General features: G+C 60.6%; 20 protein-coding genes. 14 read left to right on the top strand and 6 right to left on the bottom strand.

Translation table 11 applies throughout. The annotated features are described in order from the left end of the window. Nucleotides 1-80: 80 nt before the first annotated feature. The 7 genes from pepN (at nucleotide 81) to ACR0BZ_RS01985 (ending at nucleotide 9194) form a co-directional block, all read left to right on the top strand. Nucleotides 81-2633, top strand: coding sequence for an aminopeptidase N (pepN, locus tag ACR0BZ_RS02015; protein WP_480919312.1), 2553 nt, complete (start codon nucleotides 81-83; stop codon nucleotides 2631-2633). After that, nucleotides 2630-3058, top strand: coding sequence for a hypothetical protein (locus ACR0BZ_RS02010; RefSeq protein ID WP_480773213.1), 429 nt, complete (start codon nucleotides 2630-2632; stop codon nucleotides 3056-3058). The genes pepN and ACR0BZ_RS02010 overlap by 4 nt, the downstream gene beginning before the upstream one ends. Before the next feature lie 129 nt (nucleotides 3059-3187). After that, nucleotides 3188-4447, top strand: coding sequence for a hypothetical protein (locus ACR0BZ_RS02005; RefSeq protein ID WP_480913479.1), 1260 nt, complete (start codon nucleotides 3188-3190; stop codon nucleotides 4445-4447). A gap of 81 nt (nucleotides 4448-4528) precedes the next feature. Continuing rightward, a complete protein-coding gene (gene gatB / locus ACR0BZ_RS02000) occupies nucleotides 4529-6040 on the top strand; it encodes an Asp-tRNA(Asn)/Glu-tRNA(Gln) amidotransferase subunit GatB (protein ID WP_267365910.1) in 1512 nt (503 codons plus the stop codon). Between the two features lie 147 nt (nucleotides 6041-6187). After that, nucleotides 6188-7444, top strand: coding sequence for a peptidase T (gene pepT, locus ACR0BZ_RS01995; RefSeq protein ID WP_480919311.1), 1257 nt, complete (start codon nucleotides 6188-6190; stop codon nucleotides 7442-7444). A gap of 80 nt (nucleotides 7445-7524) precedes the next feature. Further along, entirely contained in the window at nucleotides 7525-7956 is a 432-nt protein-coding gene (locus ACR0BZ_RS01990) for a DUF4177 domain-containing protein (RefSeq protein WP_480919310.1), read from the top strand. A 161-nt stretch (nucleotides 7957-8117) separates the two neighbouring features. After that, a complete protein-coding gene (locus tag ACR0BZ_RS01985) occupies nucleotides 8118-9194 on the top strand; it encodes a PLP-dependent cysteine synthase family protein (protein WP_480919309.1) in 1077 nt (358 codons plus the stop codon). A gap of 9 nt (nucleotides 9195-9203) precedes the next feature. Here ACR0BZ_RS01985 and ACR0BZ_RS01980 read toward each other — a convergent pair whose 3' ends face one another. Next, a complete protein-coding gene (locus ACR0BZ_RS01980; RefSeq protein ID WP_209597754.1) occupies nucleotides 9204-9458 on the bottom strand; it encodes a BolA family protein in 255 nt (84 codons plus the stop codon). Between the two features lie 106 nt (nucleotides 9459-9564). Here ACR0BZ_RS01980 and ACR0BZ_RS01975 point away from each other — a divergent pair, with 106 nt between their 5' ends. The 3 genes from ACR0BZ_RS01975 (at nucleotide 9565) to ACR0BZ_RS01965 (ending at nucleotide 11758) form a co-directional block, all read left to right on the top strand. Next, a complete protein-coding gene (locus tag ACR0BZ_RS01975) occupies nucleotides 9565-10191 on the top strand; it encodes a J domain-containing protein (RefSeq protein ID WP_480475989.1) in 627 nt (208 codons plus the stop codon). A 131-nt stretch (nucleotides 10192-10322) separates the two neighbouring features. Further along, nucleotides 10323-10871, top strand: coding sequence for an NYN domain-containing protein (locus ACR0BZ_RS01970; protein WP_480899142.1), 549 nt, complete (start codon nucleotides 10323-10325; stop codon nucleotides 10869-10871). Between the two features lie 53 nt (nucleotides 10872-10924). Next, nucleotides 10925-11758, top strand: a complete 834-nt coding sequence (locus ACR0BZ_RS01965; protein ID WP_480919308.1) for a hypothetical protein — start codon at nucleotides 10925-10927, stop codon at nucleotides 11756-11758. 166 nt (nucleotides 11759-11924) lie between these two features. Here ACR0BZ_RS01965 and ACR0BZ_RS01960 read toward each other — a convergent pair whose 3' ends face one another. After that, a complete protein-coding gene (locus tag ACR0BZ_RS01960; protein WP_480919307.1) occupies nucleotides 11925-12815 on the bottom strand; it encodes a Hint domain-containing protein in 891 nt (296 codons plus the stop codon). 139 nt (nucleotides 12816-12954) lie between these two features. Continuing rightward, nucleotides 12955-13119: a hypothetical protein gene (locus ACR0BZ_RS01955; RefSeq protein ID WP_480919306.1), complete on the bottom strand. Its 165-nt coding sequence runs from the start codon at nucleotides 13117-13119 to the stop codon at nucleotides 12955-12957. A 143-nt stretch (nucleotides 13120-13262) separates the two neighbouring features. Between ACR0BZ_RS01955 and cobS the strand changes: the two genes are divergently transcribed. The 4 genes from cobS (at nucleotide 13263) to ACR0BZ_RS01935 (ending at nucleotide 18837) form a co-directional block, all read left to right on the top strand. Beyond that, nucleotides 13263-14249, top strand: coding sequence for a cobaltochelatase subunit CobS (cobS, locus tag ACR0BZ_RS01950; protein WP_209504507.1), 987 nt, complete (start codon nucleotides 13263-13265; stop codon nucleotides 14247-14249). Nucleotides 14250-14682: 433 nt separating this feature from the next. Beyond that, nucleotides 14683-16560, top strand: coding sequence for a cobaltochelatase subunit CobT (gene cobT, locus ACR0BZ_RS01945; protein WP_480773202.1), 1878 nt, complete (start codon nucleotides 14683-14685; stop codon nucleotides 16558-16560). A gap of 81 nt (nucleotides 16561-16641) precedes the next feature. After that, nucleotides 16642-18432 carry an aminopeptidase P family protein gene (locus tag ACR0BZ_RS01940; protein WP_480919305.1) on the top strand — a complete coding sequence of 597 codons (1791 nt, stop codon included), beginning with the start codon at nucleotides 16642-16644 and terminating at the stop codon, nucleotides 18430-18432. Nucleotides 18433-18495: 63 nt separating this feature from the next. Then, nucleotides 18496-18837, top strand: a complete 342-nt coding sequence (locus tag ACR0BZ_RS01935; protein WP_480919304.1) for a DUF427 domain-containing protein — start codon at nucleotides 18496-18498, stop codon at nucleotides 18835-18837. Nucleotides 18838-18896: 59 nt separating this feature from the next. Here ACR0BZ_RS01935 and ACR0BZ_RS01930 read toward each other — a convergent pair whose 3' ends face one another. From ACR0BZ_RS01930 to ACR0BZ_RS01920, 3 genes are all read right to left on the bottom strand, one after another. Next, a complete protein-coding gene (locus ACR0BZ_RS01930; RefSeq protein ID WP_480919303.1) occupies nucleotides 18897-20582 on the bottom strand; it encodes a chloride channel protein in 1686 nt (561 codons plus the stop codon). Between the two features lie 99 nt (nucleotides 20583-20681). Next, complete coding sequence (gene recN / locus ACR0BZ_RS01925) at nucleotides 20682-22331, bottom strand: DNA repair protein RecN (protein WP_480919302.1); 1650 nt, start codon at nucleotides 22329-22331, stop codon at nucleotides 20682-20684. Between the two features lie 36 nt (nucleotides 22332-22367). Next, nucleotides 22368-23231 (bottom strand): outer membrane protein assembly factor BamD, encoded by an 864-nt coding sequence (locus tag ACR0BZ_RS01920; protein ID WP_480554081.1) that lies wholly within the window; start codon nucleotides 23229-23231, stop codon nucleotides 22368-22370. Between the last annotated feature and the right edge of the window lie 5 nt (nucleotides 23232-23236).

Genomic DNA, 23236 nt, shown 5'->3' with positions numbered 1-23236 from the left:
AAGGGAATGGCGGGGGCCAGTTGCAGCTCTGGAACGATGCCCCTAACGTCGCGCCAGACACGAACCGATGCGAGGCCCCCATGCGCGACGCTGCCCCCACCACGATCTTCCTGAAAGACTACACTCCGTTTGGCTATCTGCTGGACAGCGTGCACCTGACCTTCGATCTGTCTGCACATGCCACACGGGTCACGTCGCGTATCGCGTTTCGTCCAAACCCCGACGCGACCGATCGCACCTTTTTTCTGCACGGCGAAGATCTGAACCTGATCCGCGCGTCCATCAACGGATCCGAAGTTTCGCCTGACGTCACGGACAAGGGCCTGACCGCCGGTGTTCCCGACGCCCCGTTCCTCTGGGAAGCCGAGGTTGAGATCGATCCGGGCAACAACACCGCGTTGGAGGGGCTTTATATGTCGAACGGCATGTATTGCACCCAGTGCGAGGCGGAAGGTTTCCGCAAGATCACATATTACCCGGATCGCCCCGATGTCATGTCCACCTTTACCGTGCGCATCAATGGCGACCTGCCGGTTCTTCTGTCGAACGGCAACCCCTCGGGCAAGGGCGAAGGATGGGCCGAATGGACCGACCCGTGGCCCAAGCCTGCCTATCTGTTTGCGCTTGTCGCTGGGGAACTTGTGGCCCATCCCGATCGGTTCACCACCAGATCAGGCCGGGATGTTGAGTTGAACCTGTGGGTGCGTCCGGGGGATGAAGGCAAGTGCGCCTTCGGTATGGAGGCGCTGAAGAAGTCCATGAAATGGGACGAAGATGTCTATGGCCGGGAATACGATCTGGACGTCTTCAACATCGTCGCCGTCGATGACTTCAACATGGGAGCGATGGAAAACAAGGGGCTGAACATCTTTAACTCTTCGGCTGTTCTGGCCAGTCCTGAAACCTCGACCGATGCCAATTTCGAACGGATCGAGGCGATCATCGCGCATGAGTATTTCCACAACTGGACGGGCAACCGCATCACTTGCCGCGACTGGTTCCAGCTGTGTCTGAAAGAAGGTCTGACCGTCTTCCGCGATGCACAGTTCACATCCGACATGCGCTCGGGCCCCGTAAAGCGCATTCACGACGCCATCGACCTGCGCGCGCGGCAATTCCCCGAGGATAACGGCCCGCTCTCGCACCCGGTCCGGCCCGAAAGCTTTCAGGAAATCAACAATTTCTACACGGCCACCGTTTACGAAAAAGGTGCCGAAATCATTGGCATGCTAAAACGGCTGGTCGGGGATGAGGTCTATTCAAAGGCGCTGGACCTCTATTTTGACCGCCATGACGGGCAGGCCTGCACGATCGAGGATTGGCTGAAAGTGTTCGAAGACACCACAGGCCGCGACCTGACCCAGTTCAAACGCTGGTACAGCCAGTCGGGCACACCGCGTTTGACCGTATCTGAAGATTGGGCCGACGGGACCTATACCCTGACGCTGAAACAGCGCACCGATTCCACACCGGGTCAGGCAGAGAAACTGCCCCAGGTGATCCCGGTCGCCGTTGGCCTGCTGGGGTCAAACGGGGATGAGGTCCGCGCGACTGAAGTGCTGGAACTGACAGAGGCCGAGCAGAGTTTTCAGTTCACCGGGCTTGCGACAAGGCCCACAGCCTCGATCCTGCGCGATTTCTCGGCACCGGTCATTCTGGAACACGATCAGTCAAACGCCGAACGCGCGTTTCTGCTGGCGCATGACACAGATCCGTTCAACCGCTGGCAGGCTGGCAGATCGCTGGCGCAGGACACCTTGCTGCGGATGATCTTGGACGAAGCAACCCCGGACGCCGATTACCTTGACGGGCTGCAGGCCGTGCTGCGCGACGACACGCTGGACCCGGCCTATCGCGCCTTGATGCTTGGGCTGCCGACGCAATCCGAACTGGCTGCGGCACTGCATGAACGCGGTCAAACGCCCGACCCGATGGCAATCTGGTCGGCGGTCGAAACGCTGCGGCAGACCACGGCACAGCATGTGCAGGATCTGCTGCCCCGCCTGCACAGCGAGGCGTTGGTTGATGGCCCCTACAGCCCGGATGCCCAGCAATCCGGAAAGCGCGCCCTTGGCAGTGCGGCACTGGCACTGACCTCTCGGCTGGACGGAGGGGCAATGGCGGCCACTGTGTATGCCAAAGCGGATAACATGACCCTGCAACTGACAGCCCTGTCCTGCCTGCTGCGCGCCCGCAAAGGCGAGGCGCAGCTGGCCGCCTTCTATGACCAATGGCAGCATGACCGGCTGGTCATGGACAAATGGTTTGGCTTGCAGGTGACCATGGCCGCACCAGAGGCGACACCGGAAACGGCAAAGACGTTGACCGCGCATCCCGACTTCAACTGGAAGAACCCGAACCGGTTCCGCGCTGTTATGGGCGCGCTGGCGATGAACCACGCGGGGTTCCACCAGTCGGATGGCGCCGGGTACAGCCTGCTGGCCGATTGGCTGATCCGCCTTGATCCTGTGAACCCGCAAACCACGGCACGGATGTGTTCTGCCTTCCAGGCCTGGAAACGGTACGACACCGGGCGTCAGAACCTGATGCGCACGCAGCTTTCTCGCATTGCGGAAACGCCGAACCTGTCGCGCGACACGACGGAAATGGTATCCCGCATCCTCGGCGCATGACACCCTACAGCTTTACCCGCCGCAACCGGAACACACGAACACTGGTCATTCTGGCCAGTGTCTACGCGACCCTGCTGGCGCTGGTCATCCTGTTCGACGCGGCTTGGTGGGTTGTCGGCCTGCTGTCTCTTGCCACTCTCCCCGCAATCTGGGACGTGATCCAGAATACCAGCGCTGGCGTGCATCTGGACCGGGATGCGGTGCGCTGGTTCACGGGCAATCGTAAGGGAGATATCCCGATGCGGGATATCGACCATTTCCGATTTGACACCCGGTGGGACTTTTCCGTTCGCCTATCCATCGTCCTGAAATCCGGGAAACGAATCCGGCTGCCAGATGAGTCTCTGCCGCCGCATCGGGATCTGGAAACCATTCTGAAACAGGCAGGTTTTCGCGTAAACCGTCATCATTTCACTGTTTTCTGAAACACTGCGTGATCTAAGGGCGCATTGGACACAAAAAACAAAGTTTATTAAGCAAATTACTTGAATTGAGCCTGATACCTCGCCAGACTTCAGACTCAGTTAAGTGTTTTTACAGTTTTGAGTTTTACCATGTTTCGGTCGTTAAGGGCGCTGTTTGCCCAGCCCATATCCAATCCCACGGACGCCTCAGAAGATCTGTGCGCAACGAAATCTGCGCTGGCCGCTGCCCTGCCTGAACATGGGCAGCTCAACATTCCTGTTGCAACGTCGAATTGCGACAATCTGATTGGACATTCTACAATCGAACATGGGCGCTATCTGGCCAGACAGGATCGCTGGACCGAGTTGTCCGATGAAATGCGTGCAGCGGATCAGGATCGTGCCGCCGTATCAGATGGTATGCCGATTGCCGATCTTTTGGCGTTCGGGGCCAGATCTGACGTGGTTCTGGCTGCGGAACATGCACTGTCGGACGGCAAGGCCATATCCGATTACGATTTGCTGGGTGGTATTTCGGAACTGGAAGGCGAGTTGTCAGACAATCCTGGTGATCCGATGATCGCTGCCGTTGTGGCGCTGGCCCATATCGACCTGGCCTGGGCCTGGCGCGGGAACGCCACGGACACGGCCCTTCCACCCTTGCACCGTTCGCGCTGTGCCGCTCATTTCGACCGGGCCGCTGCGATCCTGCCCAAGTGCAAGGCGGATGCACCGAACAGCCCTCTGATTGCGGCCGCTGGTTGTGCCCTGTTGGCCGGGCAGCGCAAATCAAACGCCCGCGTTGCCGATGAGTACGAGCGTCTGATCACGCTGGATCCGCGCAATCAGCGTCACATGCGCGCGATGGGCAGCCATCTATTACCCCGGTGGTTCGGCAGCTACGCGGAACTGGAATTGCAGGCATTGCGCAATGCCGTCCGGACACAGGATATCTGGGGCGCTGGTGGATATACGTGGGTGCAATTCGATGCCATCGCTTTGGACGAAGAGGCCTGCGCGCAGGTCGATGTCGAATATTTCCTTGAAGGATTGCGCGATATCGTAGGCCTGCGCCCTGACCAGCAGATGATCAATATGTTGTCGGCCTATTGTGCAATCACCATTCAGAATGGTCGCGGGCTGAACGAAAAGGCAGACAATGTCCGCGCCCAAATGCGCGACACCGCAAACTGGCTGATCCGCGATCACCTGACCGAGCTTCACCCCCTGATCTGGGCCCATGCCGCCAACGGGTTCAACAACTCTGTCCGCATCAACTCGCCCGAGCGGTTTGCTGCGCGTGGTCAGCGCGACGCGCTGCGCGCCATCTCGGATTTGTTCCGGGATGAACTGCGCAGCGGCAAGGATGTAACCTTTACATCGTCCGGTCTGCAGTTTTCCAAGAACTGAACGCGTCAGGATTCCCCCTTGCCCCTAGGCCCTGCCGGGCCTAATACGCAGGCTTAGACTTCTGCGGAAATGAGGCGCGCCATGCTCGACCTGACATACGAAATGCCCAAACCCAAAACCATTGCCGGGGCCAAGCACGATTGGGAACTGGTGATCGGGATGGAGGTGCATGCGCAGGTCTCATCCAATGCCAAGCTGTTCTCGGGCGCGTCCACAAAATTCGGGGCCGAGCCGAACTCGAACGTGGCTTTCGTGGATGCGGCAATGCCGGGAATGCTGCCGGTGATCAACGAGTTCTGCGTGGAACAGGCAGTGCGCACCGGGCTGGGCCTGAAGGCGGATATCAATCTGAAATCGGCCTTTGACCGCAAGAACTATTTCTACCCTGACCTGCCGCAAGGTTACCAGATTTCCCAGCTTTATCATCCGATTGTGGGCGAAGGCGAGGTTCTGGTCGAGATGGGGGACGGCACTGCGCGCATGGTTCGCATTGAACGCATCCACATGGAACAGGACGCCGGCAAATCGATCCACGACATGGACCCGCACATGTCCTTTGTCGACCTGAACCGGACCGGTGTTTGCCTGATGGAGATCGTCAGCCGCCCTGATATTCGCGGGCCGGAAGAGGCCGCTGCATACATTGCCAAGCTGCGTCAGATCATGCGCTATCTGGGCACCTGTGACGGCAACATGCAGAACGGCAACCTGCGGGCGGATGTCAACGTCTCCATCTGTTTGCCGGGCGCGTATGAGAAGTATCAGGAAACACAGGACTTTTCGCATCTAGGCACCCGTTGCGAGATCAAGAATATGAACTCGATGCGGTTCATCCAGCAAGCCATTGAGGTCGAAGCCCGCCGCCAGATCGCTATTGTCGAAGCCGGTGGCAAGGTCGAGCAGGAAACCCGCCTGTATGATCCGGACAAGGGCGAAACCCGGTCGATGCGGTCCAAGGAAGAAGCGCATGATTACCGCTATTTCCCCGATCCCGACCTGCTGCCGCTGGAGATCGAGCAGGCATGGGTGGACGATATCGCCGCCCATCTTCCAGAGCTGCCTGACGACAAAAAAGCGCGCTTTATCAGTGAGTTCGGCCTGACCGACTATGACGCCTCGGTACTGACTGCCGAAGTTGAATCGGCGGCCTATTTCGAAGAGGTCGCGCAGGGCCGCAATGGCAAACTGGCCGCGAACTGGGTGATCAATGAGCTTTTCGGACGTCTGAAAAAAGAAGACCACGACATCACGGAGTCGCCCGTTTCTCCGGCGCAGCTGGGTGGGATCATCGACCTGATTTCCTCTGATGCCATCTCGGGCAAGATCGCCAAGGACTTGTTTGAAATCGTCTATACCGAAGGCGGTGACCCGGCGCAGATCGTCGAGGATCGCGGGATGAAACAAGTCACCGACACCGGTGCGATCGAGGCCGCACTGGACGAGATCATCGCGGCCAATCCGGCCCAGGTCGAGAAGGCCAAGGTGAACCCGAAACTGGCGGGTTGGTTCGTGGGTCAGGTGATGAAAGCGACCGGCGGCAAGGCCAACCCGAAGGCCGTTAACGATTTGGTCAGCAAGAAGCTGAGTTCCTGAACCTTACATTTTGTACAAGCCTGCCAGTGGCAATTGTCAGGTTTGTACAATCAGATTTCCACGATTTCTTAAGAAATGGGGTCAGCTCATCGGCTTGACTTCGCCTGTGATTGCACCCTTTCTTCCGACCCAGAGAGGTGAGGTATCATGCAGAACAGATTTGATCAGGAACTCGAAGATCGGCTGGTGCGTTACGCGGCGATCGACAGTCAGAGCGACGAGACCTCGGCGACCACGCCGAGCACACAGATACAGTTCGACATGCTGAACCTGCTGAAGCAGGAACTGACCGAGATCGGCGCCAGCGATGTGACGCTGACAGGTGACAGCGTGGTCGTCGCGACCATCCCCGGCACCGCACCCGGCCCGACGGTAGGCTTTCTGGCGCATGTGGATACGGCCCCCCAGTTCAATGCAACGGGCGTCAAGCCGCGGGTGATCAAGGGATATAACGGTGGCGACATTTCCTTTCCGGACAATCCGGATTTGGTGTTGTCCCCGGACGAGAACCCCTATCTGGCCGAGAAGATCGGACATGACCTGATCACGGCGTCGGGTACCACCCTGCTGGGCGCGGATGACAAGGCCGGGGTGTCGATCCTGATGACCATGGCGCGGCATCTGATCGAAAACCCGGATATCCCGCACGGGCCTATCCGCATTGCCTTTACCCCGGATGAAGAGATCGGGCGCGGCGTTACCGAACAGCTGCCCAAGGATCTGGGGGCGGATTTCGCCTATACTCTGGACGGTGCCGAAGTGGGCGAGATCGAATATGAGAGCTTCTCGGCCGACCGCGCCGTGATCCGGATCGTGGGGGTATCGATCCACCCCGGACTGGCCAAGGACAAGATGGTGAACGCAGCCCATCTGGCGGCAAAGATCGTGCAGACCTTGCCGCAGGCCACCATGACGCCCGAAACAACCGATGGCCGCGACGGGTTCATCCATGTCACCGACATGAGCGGCGGGTCGTCCGAGATGGAAATCAAGCTGATCCTGCGCGATTTCGAGATGGACGGCCTTGAGGCGCAACGTGACATCGTGCGGCAGGTCTGTGCGGCCGTGCAGGCCACGGAACCGCGCGCGACCATCACCTGCGATATCAGCCACCAGTACAGGAACATGCGCTATTGGCTGGAAAACGACATGACACCGGTTGATCTGGCGCGCGACGCCTGCCGCGAGCTGGGGATCGAGCCGCTGTCGGTCCCGATCCGCGGCGGCACCGACGGGTCGCGCCTGACCGAGTTCGGCACCCCCTGCCCCAACCTGTTCACCGGAATGCAGTGCATTCACGGGCCGCTGGAGTGGATTTCGGTGCAGGACATGGCAGTGGCGACCGAGCTGTGCCTGTCGGTTGTGACCAAGGCGGCACAGGCTAACGGCAATAATCAGGGCTGAAAACCGCCGCTCGGGCGACGGCCCTTTCACCCCGGGGTCAGCGTGGTAAGTTGGCGCGAACAGGTATTTAGGAACACTTGATGCAGCTTTTTGAATACAAGGTCGTCCCCGCGCCGCAAAAGGGCGTGAAAGCCAAGGGCGTGAAAACGGCCGAGGGCCGCTTTGCGGTCTCGGTCGAACAGGTTCTGAACCAGATGGCGCAGGACGGCTGGGAATACCAGCGCGCCGAGCTGCTGCCCAGCGAGGAACGCTCGGGCCTGACCGGATCGACCACAAACTGGCGCAATGTGCTGGTGTTCCGGCGGGTCGTGGCCGAAGAAGTCGATGCGTCGGTGATCGGAGAAGTGCCCGAGTTTGACGATACCCCATTGGCCCAACCGATCCCCGGCCCCGGTGTGGTGGCCGCGCCGAAACCAATTTCGGAAGAAGCGAATGAACCGCCTTTGTCGTTGAAAAGCCGGGACCAGGTTGACCAGGACACTGATACCGCCAATGACAAGAATGACGCCTGAGACGGATCAGGGTTTGACCTGCGGTCACACCTGAAACACCGTGTGGACTGGAAGTTGAGCAGCCCGCCCGCGGACGGGTTTGGCGCTGCGGGCGCGATATGTGCTTATCAACCCAGCGAAATCTGTGGCATGTTAACCGGACAACCGGGAGGGGCTTTGAAATGGGTATTCGGCAGACACAGGGGCGGGCACGCCTGTATGACAGCATCCTTGATACAGTCGGCGATACGCCCTGTATCCGGGTCAACCGGATCGCGCAGGATCATGTGACCGTTTATGTGAAGTTCGAAGCGTTCAACCCGGCGGGGTCGGTCAAGGACAGGCTGGCGCTGAATATCATCGAGGCGGCAGAACGGGATGGGCGGCTGAAACCCGGTCAGACGGTTGTCGAGGCGACATCGGGCAATACCGGGATCGGGCTTGCCATGGTCTGTGCGGCCAAGGGATATCCGCTGGTCGTGACGATGGCCGAGAGCTTTTCGGTCGAGCGGCGCAAGCTGATGCGCTTTCTGGGCGCCAAGGTTGTTCTGACCCCCAAGGCACAAAAGGGGTTCGGCATGTATACCAAGGCCAAGGAACTGGCCGAGGAAAACGGGTGGTTTCTGGCCAGCCAGTTCGAGACCGCAGCCAATGCCGATATTCACGAGAATACGACCGCGCGGGAAATCCTTGCGGATTTCGAAGGCACGCAGCTGGATTACTGGGTGACGGGATATGGCACCGGCGGCACGGTCGCCGGGGTGTCACGAGTGTTGCGCAAGGAGCGGCCCGATACGAAAATCATCCTGACCGAACCGGCTAATGCCGCCATCGTGTCGTCAGGCTATGTGAATACGCGCAATGACGATCACCAGCCCACCGAAAGCCACCCCAATTTCGAGCCGCATCCGATTCAGGGCTGGACGCCGGATTTCATTCCATGGGTCCTTCAGGAAGCCATCGACAACGCCTATTACGACCAGCTGATCCCTGTTCCGGGGCCGCAAGGGATTGAATGGGCGCGCCGCCTTGCCTCGGAAGAGGGGATATTCACCGGGATCTCGGGCGGGTCGACCTTTGCGGTGGCCATGAATCTGGCGGAAACCGCGGCGCCGGGATCCGTCATGCTGGTGATGCTGCCGGATACGGGCGAGCGTTACCTGTCGACGCCTCTGTTCGAGGGGATCGAAGACGTCATGACGGATGAGGAATATGCGATCTCGGCCTCGACCCCGTCGGCGCAGATGAGCGCGGAATAGGGCGCAGCGTCAGGTTCCGATATCCAGCGCCAGCGCGTGAATGCGGGGCACGATGTCGCCCAGCGCCTTGTGCACGGCCCGGTGACGGGCGACACGGGATTGACCGGCGAATGCGGCGGCGCGGATGCGGACGTTGAAATGGCTTTCGCCGCCTTCCCTGTGACCTGCATGGCCGCGATGGCTTTCGCTGTCGTCGATCACGTCAAGTTCATGTGGGTCAAAGGCGGCTTGCAGGCGGGTTCGGATTTCGTCGGTCACACTCATTTTTTTGCTCAGCGGCAAAATTTTTGCCGCCCCCCTCTTCTACTTTCGGCTGCTTAGACTAAACTGCTGCCTCCGAGTCGAAAAGATGCGTTCGTGAGGATAGAGCATGGCGAAATCAGACCCCTTCGGATTCGATATGTCCGTTTCCAGCGCCAAGAAAAAGAACCCGCGTGGGCGCCGGGGCATGTCAGGCGCGTCCGAGACCTCGGTCCGGATCTGCGATCACGACGGGTGTGACGAGCCGGGCAAGTTCCGCGCGCCAAAGGCTCCGGATGTTCTGGATGACTATTTCTGGTTCTGCCAGCAGCACGTGCGCGAGTATAACCAGAAGTGGAACTTCTTCGATGGCACCACTGAGGCCGAGCTGAACGCGCAACGCTCGAAGGACAAGGTTTGGGAACGTGAGACCAAGCCGATGGGAGACCCGGAGGCGCGCGCCTGGGCCCGTCTGGGCATTGAGGACCCGCATCAGGTTCTGGGCGCCAACAGCACGCAGAACAAGGGGCGCACCTCGGGTGGTGGCGGACGTCGCCTGCCCCCCACTGAACGCCGTGCAATCGAGATTCTGGAAGCCCATGACAGCTGGTCCAAAACCGAAGTGCGCAAGGCGTACAAGAAGCTGATCAAGGTGCTGCATCCGGACATGAACGGCGGCGACCGGTCGCAGGAAGAGCAGTTGCAAGAGGTCGTCTGGGCCTGGGACCAGATCAAGGACAGCCGGAATTTCAAGTAGGGCCGCCGTCAGTCGCCAGCTGTTTACACAGTTTGAACGGATTGTGAGGATGCTGTCTGGAAACCTGTTTCAATTCCCGCAATAGTAGTGGGAATTGAAACAGTGCTTTTCCCGGAGCAACCGCTGTGCGTATGCCTTTCTTTTTGCTGCTTGCCTCACTTTGCGGGCTGGTCGTGGCGCAGTTCTATCCAACCGAGATGGACTGGCTGTTCCTTTTGGCCCTGCTTTGTGTGTTCGCCAGTACGATCCTTCTGATCCGGGCCTGGTTCGGCTGGCGCAGGGCCAACACGTGGATCATCGTGGACGGGTCGAACGTGATGCACTGGAAAGACGGCGCCCCGGATCTGGCGACGTTGCGGCAGGTTCTGGCCAGCCTGAAGCAAGCCGGGTTCAAACCGGGCGTCGTGTTCGACGCGAATGTCGGGTACAAGGTCGAAGGGGAATACATGAACGACCGGGCGCTGAGCCGCGCCCTGGGCTTGCGGGCCAAGCGGGTCATGGTCGCGCCCAAAGGCACGCCGGCAGATCCGCTGATCTTGCAGGCGGCGCGGGACAGCAGGGCGCGTATCGTGACAAATGACAGGTTCCGCGACTGGGAGGACGAGTTTCCGGATGTGTTGAAAGCGGATCGCCTTGTGAAAGGTGGTTTTCGCAAGGACGAGCTTTGGTTTTCGCTTTGACCACGCGACCACAGCTTTACGCAACGATCCGGGTTTCGTAGCGTTCAGGAGTGATGCCGACGGGCCCCAGCCCCGAAATAACCGGTTTGGATGCAAGCACCGTGGCACGCAAAGAGCAGAACCCGCCAAAAGCCAAGATCCCGCCGGATCATCCGTTTTCTGACATCATCAGCGATGCGTACAGGGTTTTTGCCTATCCAAAGCCGAGCAGCATCGAAGTTTGCGAAGGCTGCTGCATGGACGCAGATATTGAGGCGGATTTCTTCACGCCGCCCATTGCCGAGCTTCCCCTGCATTACGTTCAGGACTGGTTCTTTGCCGCTTGTGATCCCGCGGGGATAGCCCGCGAAACATGGGGGTACCTACTGCCCCGGATCCTTGAGATTCTGTCTGTGGACGAAGACCCCGCCAGTGTTGGGCTGGAGGTGAGCCTGAACCGGTTTGAAACCGGTAACCCGGATAACTGGTCACCCGAGGAATGGCAGATTCTGGACCGGTTCCAGCGCGCGTATCTGAAACGCGAGATGGCACGGGAACGCGGCTGTCTGGACGATACGCTTTGCATGTTCGCCCTGGCAGGGTGGCCGCTGGAGTCGCTGTTCGAACAGGTCGCCGCAAGCCCGGATACCGAATTGGTGCTGCGCCTGTGGCGCGATTGGTGCGCATATTGCATTCCGGGGCGGGACGCGATCTGGATTACCGCGTTCTGGAACAGCCCGGGCAATACGCGAGCCTTTGAGTTTTACACCTCGGAAGCGATGCACGACAGGATGACCCGCATTGCGTTCGCCGAGGACACTCCGGAGGATATCGTGGAAAAGGCGCTGGCCGTGGCCAGTGTTATCGAGACCCATGCCGATTGGGCCATGGGCGGGTTGACAACCTAGGGTCTGAGCCATGCGCGAATGATGTTGGGTTGATGTCCCGGAGGATGAAGGCGTCAAACCTTGTTCGGTTGATCCCCGATTGGCAACTAAAGCACTAATGCTGTTAACAGCGCGGCGTGATCCGGGTGCGCAGCAACAATGGCGCCACGATTTCCGCAACGCGGGACTATTCTGCGAACATGCCTCGCAACGCGCGTGCCTCGCGCCCGGTCAGGCAGCTTAGGCGCGTTTGGGGGGGCGGTCCTGCGTCTGAAAGTAACCCCGGAAAGAGCGCGCGCAGTTCTTCGACATCGTCGCGATGCAGTGATTTCAGCGCCATGTCACCCGGAAACAGGCTTTCGCTTTGCAGACCGTGCGATGTGAGGATCACATGTTCGGCGCAGGCGATGTGATAATATGTCACCGCCTCGCCCGTGGTCACCTGCCGGATGGTATCATCGTTGACCAGATGAATGGCCGCGCAGAACACGCTTGGTGCGCCAAAATAAAGCTCGGCCCGCCAGCCCCCCAGCACAACCCGGTGTTGCGGAGAGAAGTAAAGACCCCTGTCTGGCAGGCCCTTGCCCAACGCATCGCGCCGGATGCAGACCGGGTTGAATTGGGGCCAGACGCGCAGGATTTGCGCGCTGAGTGTTCGTTTGCCGATCCATTCGATGGGCAGCGGGGTCCCGCCGGCTACGCAAACCCGGTCGCCCACGGTCAGATCTTCGACCGGGCGCGGGCCGCGATCCGTTTCGATCAGGGTGCCCGAAACAAAACAGGGCGGATCGGTCGGGTTCAGATCACTCGGGGTGATTTTCCAGTTGCCAGTGGTCATCGGACCGGTTGGGTTATTGGCATCCCAGGCGTAGATTTGCCCGCCGACCTGAATGAATTCTCCGGTTTCCCCGGTTCCGCGGTAGTTTCCTTGCCCCAGATAGGTGTAAGGCTGGAAAGTCGCGCCCCCGTCAAACGACACCATCGACCCGCTGATGATCGCGGATTGTGTCGTGTCCTGGACGATGAGATCGTTCTGGCCCGTTGTTCTGGCCGTATGGAGAAGAACGTTAAATGCCACCGGGCGTCACCAAGGCCATGCTGGCAGATATCGACGCGTGCTGATCACTCGACCCAGAGCAACATAGCAGACGGAGCCGCACCCGGCATTCCCGTTTCACCAACACCCGATCACTTATAAAACGCCCCATAAGACCATTTTATATGTCTGATAAGGTCACTTTCCACAACATATAGTTTACCGAATGCCCACCTGCATGCAGCATTTCGGACACATGGTTCGGCATCTGCATCCGATCAGGCCGCGCTGTCATTGAGGAATGCAGCGTGATCTGTGCCTTGTACCCGTCGCAGTTGAGGATCACCCGCGCGTCAATAGGGCCAGTTTGAAAGAAAAACCTGCTCACCTTTCCGAGCGGGCGGCTTTCCCTTGCCCTTGCCCGCAATATGTTGCACCACACACGGGTTCAAACCCGGCAATGCGGGCCAAAGGATAAGGACAAGGCGAATGGCTGACGGATCGATCGATGTAAACGCAAAACCCACCGAAGATATCTCGGTCCGTGACGTATTTGGCATTGAGACGGATATGAAGGTCAAAGGGTTTGCCGAAGCCACCGACCGTGTGCCCGTCATCGACCCGACCTACAAGTTTGACCCCGAGACGACATTGGCGATCCTGGCGGGCTTTGCCCATAATCGCCGGGTGATGATTCAGGGCTATCACGGCACCGGCAAATCGACCCATATCGAGCAGGTCGCCGCCCGTCTGAACTGGCCCGCCGTGCGCGTGAACCTGGACAGCCATATCAGCCGGATCGACCTGATCGGCAAGGACGCGATCAAACTGCGCGATGGCAAGCAGGTGACCGAATTCCACGAGGGCATCCTGCCCTGGGCCCTGCGCAACCCCGTCGCCATCGTATTCGACGAATATGACGCGGGCCGGGCCGACGTGATGTTCGTGATCCAGCGCGTGCTGGAACATGACGGCAAGCTGACTCTGCTGGACCAGAACGAGATCATCACGCCGAACCCGTGTTTCCGCCTGTTTGCCACTGCAAACACCGTGGGTCTGGGCGATACCACGGGTCTGTATCACGGCACGCAGCAGATCAACCAGGCGCAGATGGACCGCTGGTCGCTGGTCTCGACCCTGAACTATCTGAGCCATGATGCCGAGACGATGATCGTGCTGTCGAAGGCGCCGCATTACAACACCGCCGAGGGCCGCAAGACCGTCAGCCAGATGGTCACCGTGGCAGATCTGACCCGGACCGCCTTCATGAATGGCGACCTGTCCACCGTCATGAGCCCGCGGACCGTGATCAACTGGGCGCAGAATGCCGAGATTTTCCGCAATGTGGGTTATGCGTTCCGCCTGTCGTTCCTGAACAAGTGCGACGAGTTGGAACGTCAGACCGTGGCCGAGTTCTATCAGCGTTGTTTCGACGAGGAACTGCCGGAGAGCGCCGCGAGCGCGAGCCTTGGTTAAGGCAAGCATCACCTCTGCGCTCATTGCGACCGTATGCGCTGGCTGTACACCGGTCAGATTTGAAAACCGTTACCCAAATGCCTACTTGGAAGAGGACTTCATATCTTCTCATGACGGTGGAGACGCGTTCGGCGCTCTCAGTTGTGGGTCAGTTTTTCACTATTGGGCAGCGTACAATAGCAAGAACGGTCTCCAATCCGCAAACGAAACCAAAGCGTCAAATGCGTTTCACACGTTACTCGCAAAAATGAACTATCGTTCTGGATGGAAAGACCTACAAAGCCTGTGGAAACGACCTGTATCCAGCGAGGAGCTTGAGCAGTTTGGCCCCCGTGAGGATCCTGTAACTGGTCGGATCTCGCACTCACTTTTTGACAAGTGCAAGAGACTGGCTTCAAGATACCCAGAAACGCAAAACCTAGCAGTTTTTTGAATGAGTAAACCAAACGACAACCCTGCCGATCCCTTCAAGAAGGCCTTGGCCGAGGCCACCAAGGTCATGGCCGATGATCCTGAGCTGAACATTTCATACACGGTCGATCCGTCGGGCTTGTCGGGTGAGTCGATGCGGCTGCCGCAGGTGTCTCGGCGTATGACGCGGGAAGAGGTTCTGCTGGCGCGCGGCACGGCGGACGCTTTGGCGTTGCAGCGCCGGTATCATGATGACGCAACCCATGCGCGCTATGCGCCTCCGGGGGATATGGCGCGGGACTTGTACGAGGCGATGGAAACGGCGCGTTGCGAGGCGATGGGCGCGCGGGACATGCCCGGCACTGCCAGCAATATCGACGTCAAGATCGGGCATGAGGCGATCCGGCGCGGATATGACCAGTGCAAGCAGCCTGCCGATGCGCCCTTGTCGGTGGCGGCGGGATACCTGATCCGGCATCTGGCCACCGGGCGCGATCTGCCGCCTGCGGCCGAGAACATCATGAACCTGTGGCGCGGGTTCATCGAGGAACAGGCCGGTGGCGTGTTGGAGAACCTTGATGACGTGCTGTCGGATCAGGCGGAGTTCGCCAAGTTCGCGCGCCAGATGATCAAGGATCTGGGCTATGGCGACCAGCTGGGTGATGACCCCGACGAGTTGGACGACGAGCAGGAAGACCAGGCCGAGGACGACGCCGAGGAACAGCCCGATCCCGACAGCACCGGTCAGGATGATCAGGACGATCAGGACGCGGATGCGACGCCTGAGCAGACGCAGGAAGAGCAGCAGGATCAATCTCAGGCGCAGGTCTCGATGGACGAGATGGCCGAGGATGAGCTGGGTGACGAGGCGGAGATGCCTGATGGCGAAGCCCCGCTGGAGCCGCCTGCCCCGCCGCCCGCATCCGAGGCCGATCCGGATTACAAGGTCTATCTGAGCACGCATGATGAAGAGATTGCCGCCGAAGATCTGGCCGAACCTGCGGAACTGGAACGGCTGCGGGCCTATCTGGATCAGCAGCTTGAGCCTTTGAAAGGGGCGGTTTCGCGCCTTGCCAACAAGTTGCAGCGCCGGTTGCAGGCGCAACAGAACCGCAGTTGGGAATTCGACCGCGAGGAAGGCATTCTGGATGCGGGCCGTCTGGCGCGCGTTGTCGCCAACCCCACCACTCCGCTGAGTTTCAAGGTCGAAAAAGACACCGAGTTCCGCGATACGGTTGTCACGCTGCTGCTGGACAATTCGGGGTCGATGCGGGGGCGTCCGATCTCGATCGCGGCCATCTGTGCCGATGTTCTGGCGCGGACGCTGGAACGCTGCAATGTGAAGGTCGAGATACTGGGCTTTACCACGCGGGCGTGGAAAGGCGGACAGGCGCGCGAGGCATGGCTGAACGATGGCCGCCCGCAGCAACCCGGCCGTCTGAACGACCTGCGCCACATCATCTACAAGGGCGCCGATGCGCCGTGGCGGCGGGCGCGGCCCAATCTGGGCCTGATGATGAAAGAGGGCCTGCTGAAGGAAAACATCGACGGTGAGGCGCTGGAATGGGCGCATCGCCGGATGATCGCGCGGCGCGAGCAGCGCAAGATTCTGATGGTGATTTCGGATGGGGCTCCGGTTGATGATTCAACCCTGAGCGTGAACCCCGCCAACTATCTGGAAAAGCACCTGCGCGATGTGATTGCCATGGTGGAGAAGCGCAAGATGGTCGAGTTGCTGGCGATTGGTATCGGTCATGATGTGACCCGGTATTACGACCGTGCGGTGACGATCACCGATGTGGAACAGCTGGCCGGTGCGATGACGGAACAACTGGCGGCCCTGTTCGACAGTGATCCGCGCGCGCGGGCGCGGGTGATGGGGATGAAGAAGGTCAGCTAGGCTGGCCTTGCCTCCGGCGGGAGTATTTCCCAAAAGATGAAAAGGCGGCGATATCGACCGCCCGGCTGAGGGAGGTGTAGCATGTTCCAGTCCTTTGAGGTGACCGCGCGGCCCGAGCAGGGGCCGCCGCGTCTGGCTGCGTTGCGCGCTGAGCTGGTGCGCGAAGGGTTGGACGGGTTTCTGATCCCGCGTGCTGATGCGCATCAGGGCGAGTATGTGGCCCCGCGGGATGAACGACTGGCCTGGTTGACCGGATTTACGGGATCGGCCGGGTTCTGTGCTGCGCTGACCGGCATGGCTGGCGTGTTCATCGACGGGCGGTATCGCACGCAGGTCAAGGCGCAGGTTGCGGATGTGTTCACGCCGGTGCCGTGGCCTGACATCAGCCTGAGTACATGGCTGAAAGCGCAGTTGCCCGGTGGTGGTAAGGTGGGCTTTGATCCGTGGTTGCACGCGGCGGGGCAAATCTCGTCCACGCTTGGCGAGCTTGAGGGCACAGGTATCGAACTGGTGCGCTGCGGCAATCTGGTGGACCGCATTTGGGCGGTTCAGCCTGAACCGCCGATGCAGGCGGTCAAGGCGCATCCGATCGAGTTTGCGGGCGAAACCGCTGACAGCAAGATTACCCGACTGGCCGCAGACCTGCGGCAGGCCGGACGAAAGGCCGCTGTGATTACATTGCCGGATTCGATCATGTGGCTGCTGAACATTCGGGGGTCGGATATCGCCTATAATCCGGTGGCCCACGGGTTTGCGATTCTGCATGACGACGGCCGGGTCGATCTGTTCATGGCTGCGGCAAAACTGTTGGAGGTGCAGGATCATCTGGACCCGAAGGTAACGGTGCGCCACCCTGCGGAGTTTCTGGACGCGGTGGCAGCGCTGGACGGTGCGGTACAGGTGGACCTGAGCACGGTGCCGCAGATCGTGGCGGACGCGTTGGGCGATGCCATGGTGGATGGCGGCGACCCCTGTGCCCTGCCCAAGGCCTGCAAGAACCCGGCCGAAATCGCGGGCAGCGCCGAGGCGCATTTGCGCGATGCGGCGGCGGTGGTCGAAACCCTGTGCTGGCTGGACGCACAGCCCCCCGGCAGCCTGTCCGAGACGCAGGTGGTCACGCGGCTGGAAGACAACCGCCGCAGGGACAACGTGTTGCAGGATATCTCGTTCGATACCATTGCCGGGACAGGTCCGAACGGCGCGATCATGCATTACCGCGTGACGGACGAGACCGACAGCCGGTTGCAGGACGGTCATCTGCTGGTGCTGGACAGTGGCGGACAATATCTGGATGGCACCACCGATATCACGCGGACGCTTGCCATTGGCACTGTCGGGGCGGAGGAAAAGACCTGCTTCACCCGCGTGCTGAAGGGCATGATTGCCATGTCGATGCTGCGCTGGCCCGCAGGGCTGGCCGGGCGCGATATCGAATGCGTGGCCCGCACGCCGCTATGGGCGGCGGGGCAGGATTTCAACCATGGTGTCGGACACGGCGTCGGGGCCTATCTGAGCGTGCATGAGGGGCCTCAGCGCCTGTCGAAGGTCAGCCATGTCCCGCTGCAACCCGGCATGATCCTGTCGAATGAGCCGGGATATTACCGCGAAGGGGCCTTTGGCATCCGCATCGAAAACCTTGTGGTTGTGGAAGAAGCCCCGGCCCTGCCCGGTGGCGATGCGGAACGCGCGATGCTGTGCTGGCGTACCCTGACATTTGTGCCAATTGACCGCAGGCTGATCATGGTGGATATGTTGACGCCTGACGAGCGCGGCTGGCTGAACGCCTATCATCGCGACGTCGCGGAAAAAATCCGCCCAAGGCTGGGACATGACGCGCAACTGTGGTTGGATGCCGCAACTGCGCCGATCTGACACCCGCCTGTTACATAGAACGGGCAGAGGAGAGGCCCCAATACGTCGACGGAAGGACCAGAGATGACTGAGATCACGATCCAAAAAGCACCGGGCAAATGGACTGTCCGTTCGGGCGGCGCGATTCTGGGCGAAACGAGCAACGCGCTGGAACTGCACGAAGGCGACAAAGCTCCGGTGATTTACTTTCCGCGCGGCGATGTTGCCATGGCATTTCTGGACCAGACCGACAAGGTGACGCATTGCGCCCGCATGGGGGATGCGACGCACTTTTCCATCGTCAACAAATCCTCGGTGACCGAAAATGCGGTCTGGAGCTATGAAGACCCGGTTTCCGCCATGGCCGAGATCAAGGGATACCTGGCGTTTTATCCGGTGGACTCGGTGAAGGTGGAACAGATTTAAGGGCACCGGACAGGGTTTCAACGGAGGCTTCCGGAACGCTTGCCCTGACGGCGGAAGCCTTATGAATGTTCCTCGGCTGCGGTGGCTGCGAGGGCCCGGTTGTAAGCCTTGAGCGCGTCGACATGGTAGAGCGCGCCGACGGGTGTCTCGGACCCGTCCTGTTCCAGAACGATAACCGGAATGCAGGGTATGTCGTCACGGTCGAAATAGGGCATCGCGGCCTCAAGCGTGGCGCTGGCCTGAACGCACAGGCCCTGTTCGATCAGGGCGTGCGCCTCGTCCGCAGTGATTGAGCGGTCATCCCCGATAGGGCGCATCACCGCCCCGGCGCGCAGCATCGCCAGCAGATAAGCCTGCGGCCCGGCGGCCAGGTGGACATCGCGGCGTTCCAGCTGGGTCAGAAAGAACGACCGGTCCACAAGGCGCGACGCCAATGCGGTGGATATGGATACAGTCACCATCACGGCAAGGCCGATCTGCCAGTCTCCGGTCAGTTCAAACACGATCAGAGTGGTCGAGATGGGCGCGCCCAGAACGGCAGCAGCCACCGCGCCCATTCCGGCAAAGGCATAAAGCGTATGCGTGCCGGACACATCCGGCAGCAGCCCAGTGGCGATCAGTCCGAACGCCAGCCCGGTCAATGCGCCGATCATCAGGGACGGTGAAAACACCCCGCCCCCCATGCGCCCGCCCATGGTGATCGCCACAGCCACTGTCTTGGTCACCGCAAACAGGATCGCGGTAGTCAGCAGCAGATCACCGGTCAGGGCGCGGATCGTGGTTTGGTAGCCGACACCGATGATATGCGGGAACCAGATCGCCATCAGCCCCAGCATCCCGCCGGACACGGCCGGGCGCAGCCAGCCCGGAATGGACAGGCGGTTCTGGATATGGCTGCCGATATCTTCAGCAAAAAAGATTGACCGCATCAGCAGCAGCGCAACAAAGCCGCAGATCAGGCCAAGGATCAGGAAGGCGGGAAGTTCAACATAGAATTGCAGCGATCCGGGCGTTTCCAGCGTGAACTCGGTAACGTCGCCATATTCCAACCGGTTGATCACCGTTCCGGCGACCGAGGCGATGACGATCGGGGCAAAGGCATGCACGGCGAAGTGGCGCAGCACAACTTCGAGCGCGAACAGGGCCCCGGCGATGGGGGCGTTGAAGCTGGCTGATACGGCGGCTGCGACAGCACAGCCCAGCAGGTCACGGCCCGTGATCCCGTCGGCATGGATGCGGTTGCTGACCCAGGTGGAGATGACCCCTGCCATATGCACCACGGGGCCTTCGCGGCCCGTTGACCCCCCGGAACTGAGCGTGATCAGCGAGGCAAAGAACGAGGCGATGCCGGCCTTGACCTCGACCCGCCCGTCGGTGATGGCGGATCCTTCGATCACATCAGCGACAGACCTGACGCGCCCGTCATTGGTGAACCGGTTCAGGATCAGGCCCACGACCAGCCCACCGATGATCGGGATGATCAGGATCATGAACCACGGCAGTTTCTCGGCATGGCTGTGCAGCAGCAGAACGTCGTCGGTGTCATAGAGATAGGCCTGCAACGCGCGGATGGCCTTGCGGAACCCAAGCGCCATGAAACCGGCGGCGATACCGATGACCAGTGCGATGAACCAGAACTGGATCTGGCTTGGTCCCCTGCGCAGCATCACCCGCCACGCATCCCTGATCGCGGCCAGAGCCTGATTGAGCTGGTTGCGCAGAACGGTGCGGGTCGACTGGGTCATTGTCCCTCGGGGATCATCACGTAACCCTTAGTAAGCCACGGAGCACCCTAATAAAAGTGAGATAGCGACAGTGTGAGGCCAATTCGTGCCACGGGCGCATCAGGCCTGCAGCAGGGCCCGGGCGGCGGCGCGGGCCTCGTCCGTGATGGTGTCGCCCGCCACCATGCGCGCAATCTCGTCCACCCGGTCGGGCTGGGCCAGAGGGATGACGGTGGACAGGGTTTGCCCGTCCGTGACCTGTTTCTGCACCCGCCAGTGATGCGCCGCACGGGCGGCGACCTGCGGGGAATGGGTGACAACCAGCACCTGCCCGCCCTGCGCCAATGACGCGAGCCTGCGCCCGACCGCGTCGGCAGTGGCCCCGCCGACGCCGCGGTCAATCTCGTCAAAGATCATCGTGCGGGCGCTGTCATCGCCCGACAGGCACACTTTGAGCGCCAGCAGGAAGCGACTGAGTTCACCCCCTGACGCGATCTTGTTCAGAGGCCCGGCAGGTGCACCGGGGTTGGTGGCCACGGTAAAGGCCACCGCGTCGGTTCCTTCGGGGCCGGGTTCGGCTGGGCTGAGTTCGGTCCGAAACACCGCGCGTTCCATCTTGAGCGGGGCCAGTTCCGCCATGACGGCGGCATCCAGCTGCCCGGCAGCCGTCGCGCGGGCCGCGCTGAGGTCGGCGGCGGCATTATCATAAGCCTTCTGCGCGGCGTCCACGGCGGCACGCCTGTCTGCCAGGTCGGCATCGCCTGCTTCCAACTGGTTGAGGCGGGTGCGCAGAGTGTCGGCAAACGCGCCCAGATCATCCGGGGCCACGTCATGTTTGCGGGCCAGTGCGCGGATGGCAAACAGGCGTTCCTCGGCCTGTTCCAGTTCCGAGGGGTTGAAGTCCAGCGCCTGAAGGCAGGCGTTCACGCCATCCTGCGCCTCGCCTAGCTCAATCATCGCGCGCCCCAGCGCGGCAATCGGTTCGTCCAGCTGACCACCTGCGTTGCCGGACACACCTTCCAGCCAGCGGATAGCGTCGGACATCGCACCTTCGGCACCGTCCCCCGACAGCAGGGCGTAGGCGCGGGCGACATCATCGCGGATACGCTCGGCCCCCTGCATCATGCGGCGGCGGGCATCTAGTTCGGCATCCTCACCGGGCTGAGGATCAAGCTGATCCAGTTCGGAAACCGCGTGGCGCAGGAAATCTTCCTCACTTCGGACAGCGGCCAGCGCGGCCTCGGTCTCGGCCAGAGCCTTGCGGGCGCGTGACATATCGGTCCAGGCCGCACGAACGGATGTCAGCCGGTCCGAGACCCCGGCGAAATCGTCCAGCATGGCCCGGTGACCGCGCGGGTTCAGCAGCCCCCGGTCATCGTGCTGGCCGTGCAGTTCGATCAGGGTTTCCGACAGCGCCCGCAGCACATCGCCCGAGCAGCGGCGGTCATTGACCCACGCGGTCTTGCGCCCCTCGGCGGTGTTGATCCGTCGCAGGATCAGTTCATCCCCGCCCGGCAGGCCCGCTTCGGCCAATATCGCATGTGCGGAATGATCGGGGGATAGTTCAAACTCTGCCACAACCTCGCCCTGCGCCGCACCCTGCCGCACCAGTTCGGCCCGCCCGCGCCAACCCAGAACAAAGCCCAGAGAATCCAGAAGGATCGACTTGCCCGCGCCGGTTTCGCCGGTCAACGCATTCAGGCCCGGCTGAAAACTGAGTTCCAGCCGGTCGATGATCAGCATGTCGCGGATATCAAGGGCGCGCAGCATCGGGTCTTCAGCGTCCCAAGCCTAATGCCATGGCGATTACAACCACTCACCCTTGATGGTCTGACGATAGATCGTGCTGAGCCAGTTGTTGCCACGGCTCTTGAGCTGGAGCCCACGAGAGGTCAGCAGCTTGTAGGCATCGTCATACCATTCCGAGGATTGGTAGTTGTAGCCAAGGATGGCACCTGCGGTTTGCGCCTCGTCCAGCAGGCCGAGGGACAGATAAGCCTCGACCAGACGATAAAGCGCTTCGGCGGTGTGGGACGTGGTCTGGAAATCCTCGACCACGACGCGGAAGCGGTTGATGGCCGCGGCAAAGTGATCCTGACGCAGGTAATAGCGCCCGATCTCCATCTCTTTGCCGGCCAGATGGTCAAAGGCCAGATCGAATTTCAACACTGCCGAGGTGGCATATTCGCTGTCGGGATAAACCTCGATCACGGTGCGCAGCGATTGTAGCGCCTGAAAGGTCAGCCCCTGATCGCGCCCGACCTCGTCAATCTGGTCGTAATAGCTGAGCGCCAGCAGATACTGGGCATAGGCCGCGTCTTCGTCCGTTGGATAGAAGTCGATATACCGCTGGGCCGCGGCCCGGCTTTCTTCGTAGTTCTTGTCGGAGTGGAACGAGAACGCCTGCATGATCAGCGCACGCTTGGCCCAGTCTGAATAGGGATACAGACGCTCAACCTCGGAGAAATACCAGGCCGCGTCATCCGAGCGATTCTGCGACAGTTCGTATTCGCCACGGGTGTAGATCTGTTCCGGTGTGAACCCTTCCAGATTCTGATCCCGGTCCGCGCCCTTGTTGCCGAAAAGGCCGCCCCCGTTACCGCATGCCGTCAAAACTGCTGCCAGAAGAACCGCGCCTGCGAATCTGACTGCCGCTTTGCTGCCAACCATACCGC

The sequence above is a fragment of the Ruegeria sp. P8 genome (assembly GCF_056534665.1).
The sequence above is the reverse complement of the archived record's forward strand: the minus strand, read 5'-3'. Positions and strand labels throughout refer to the sequence as shown.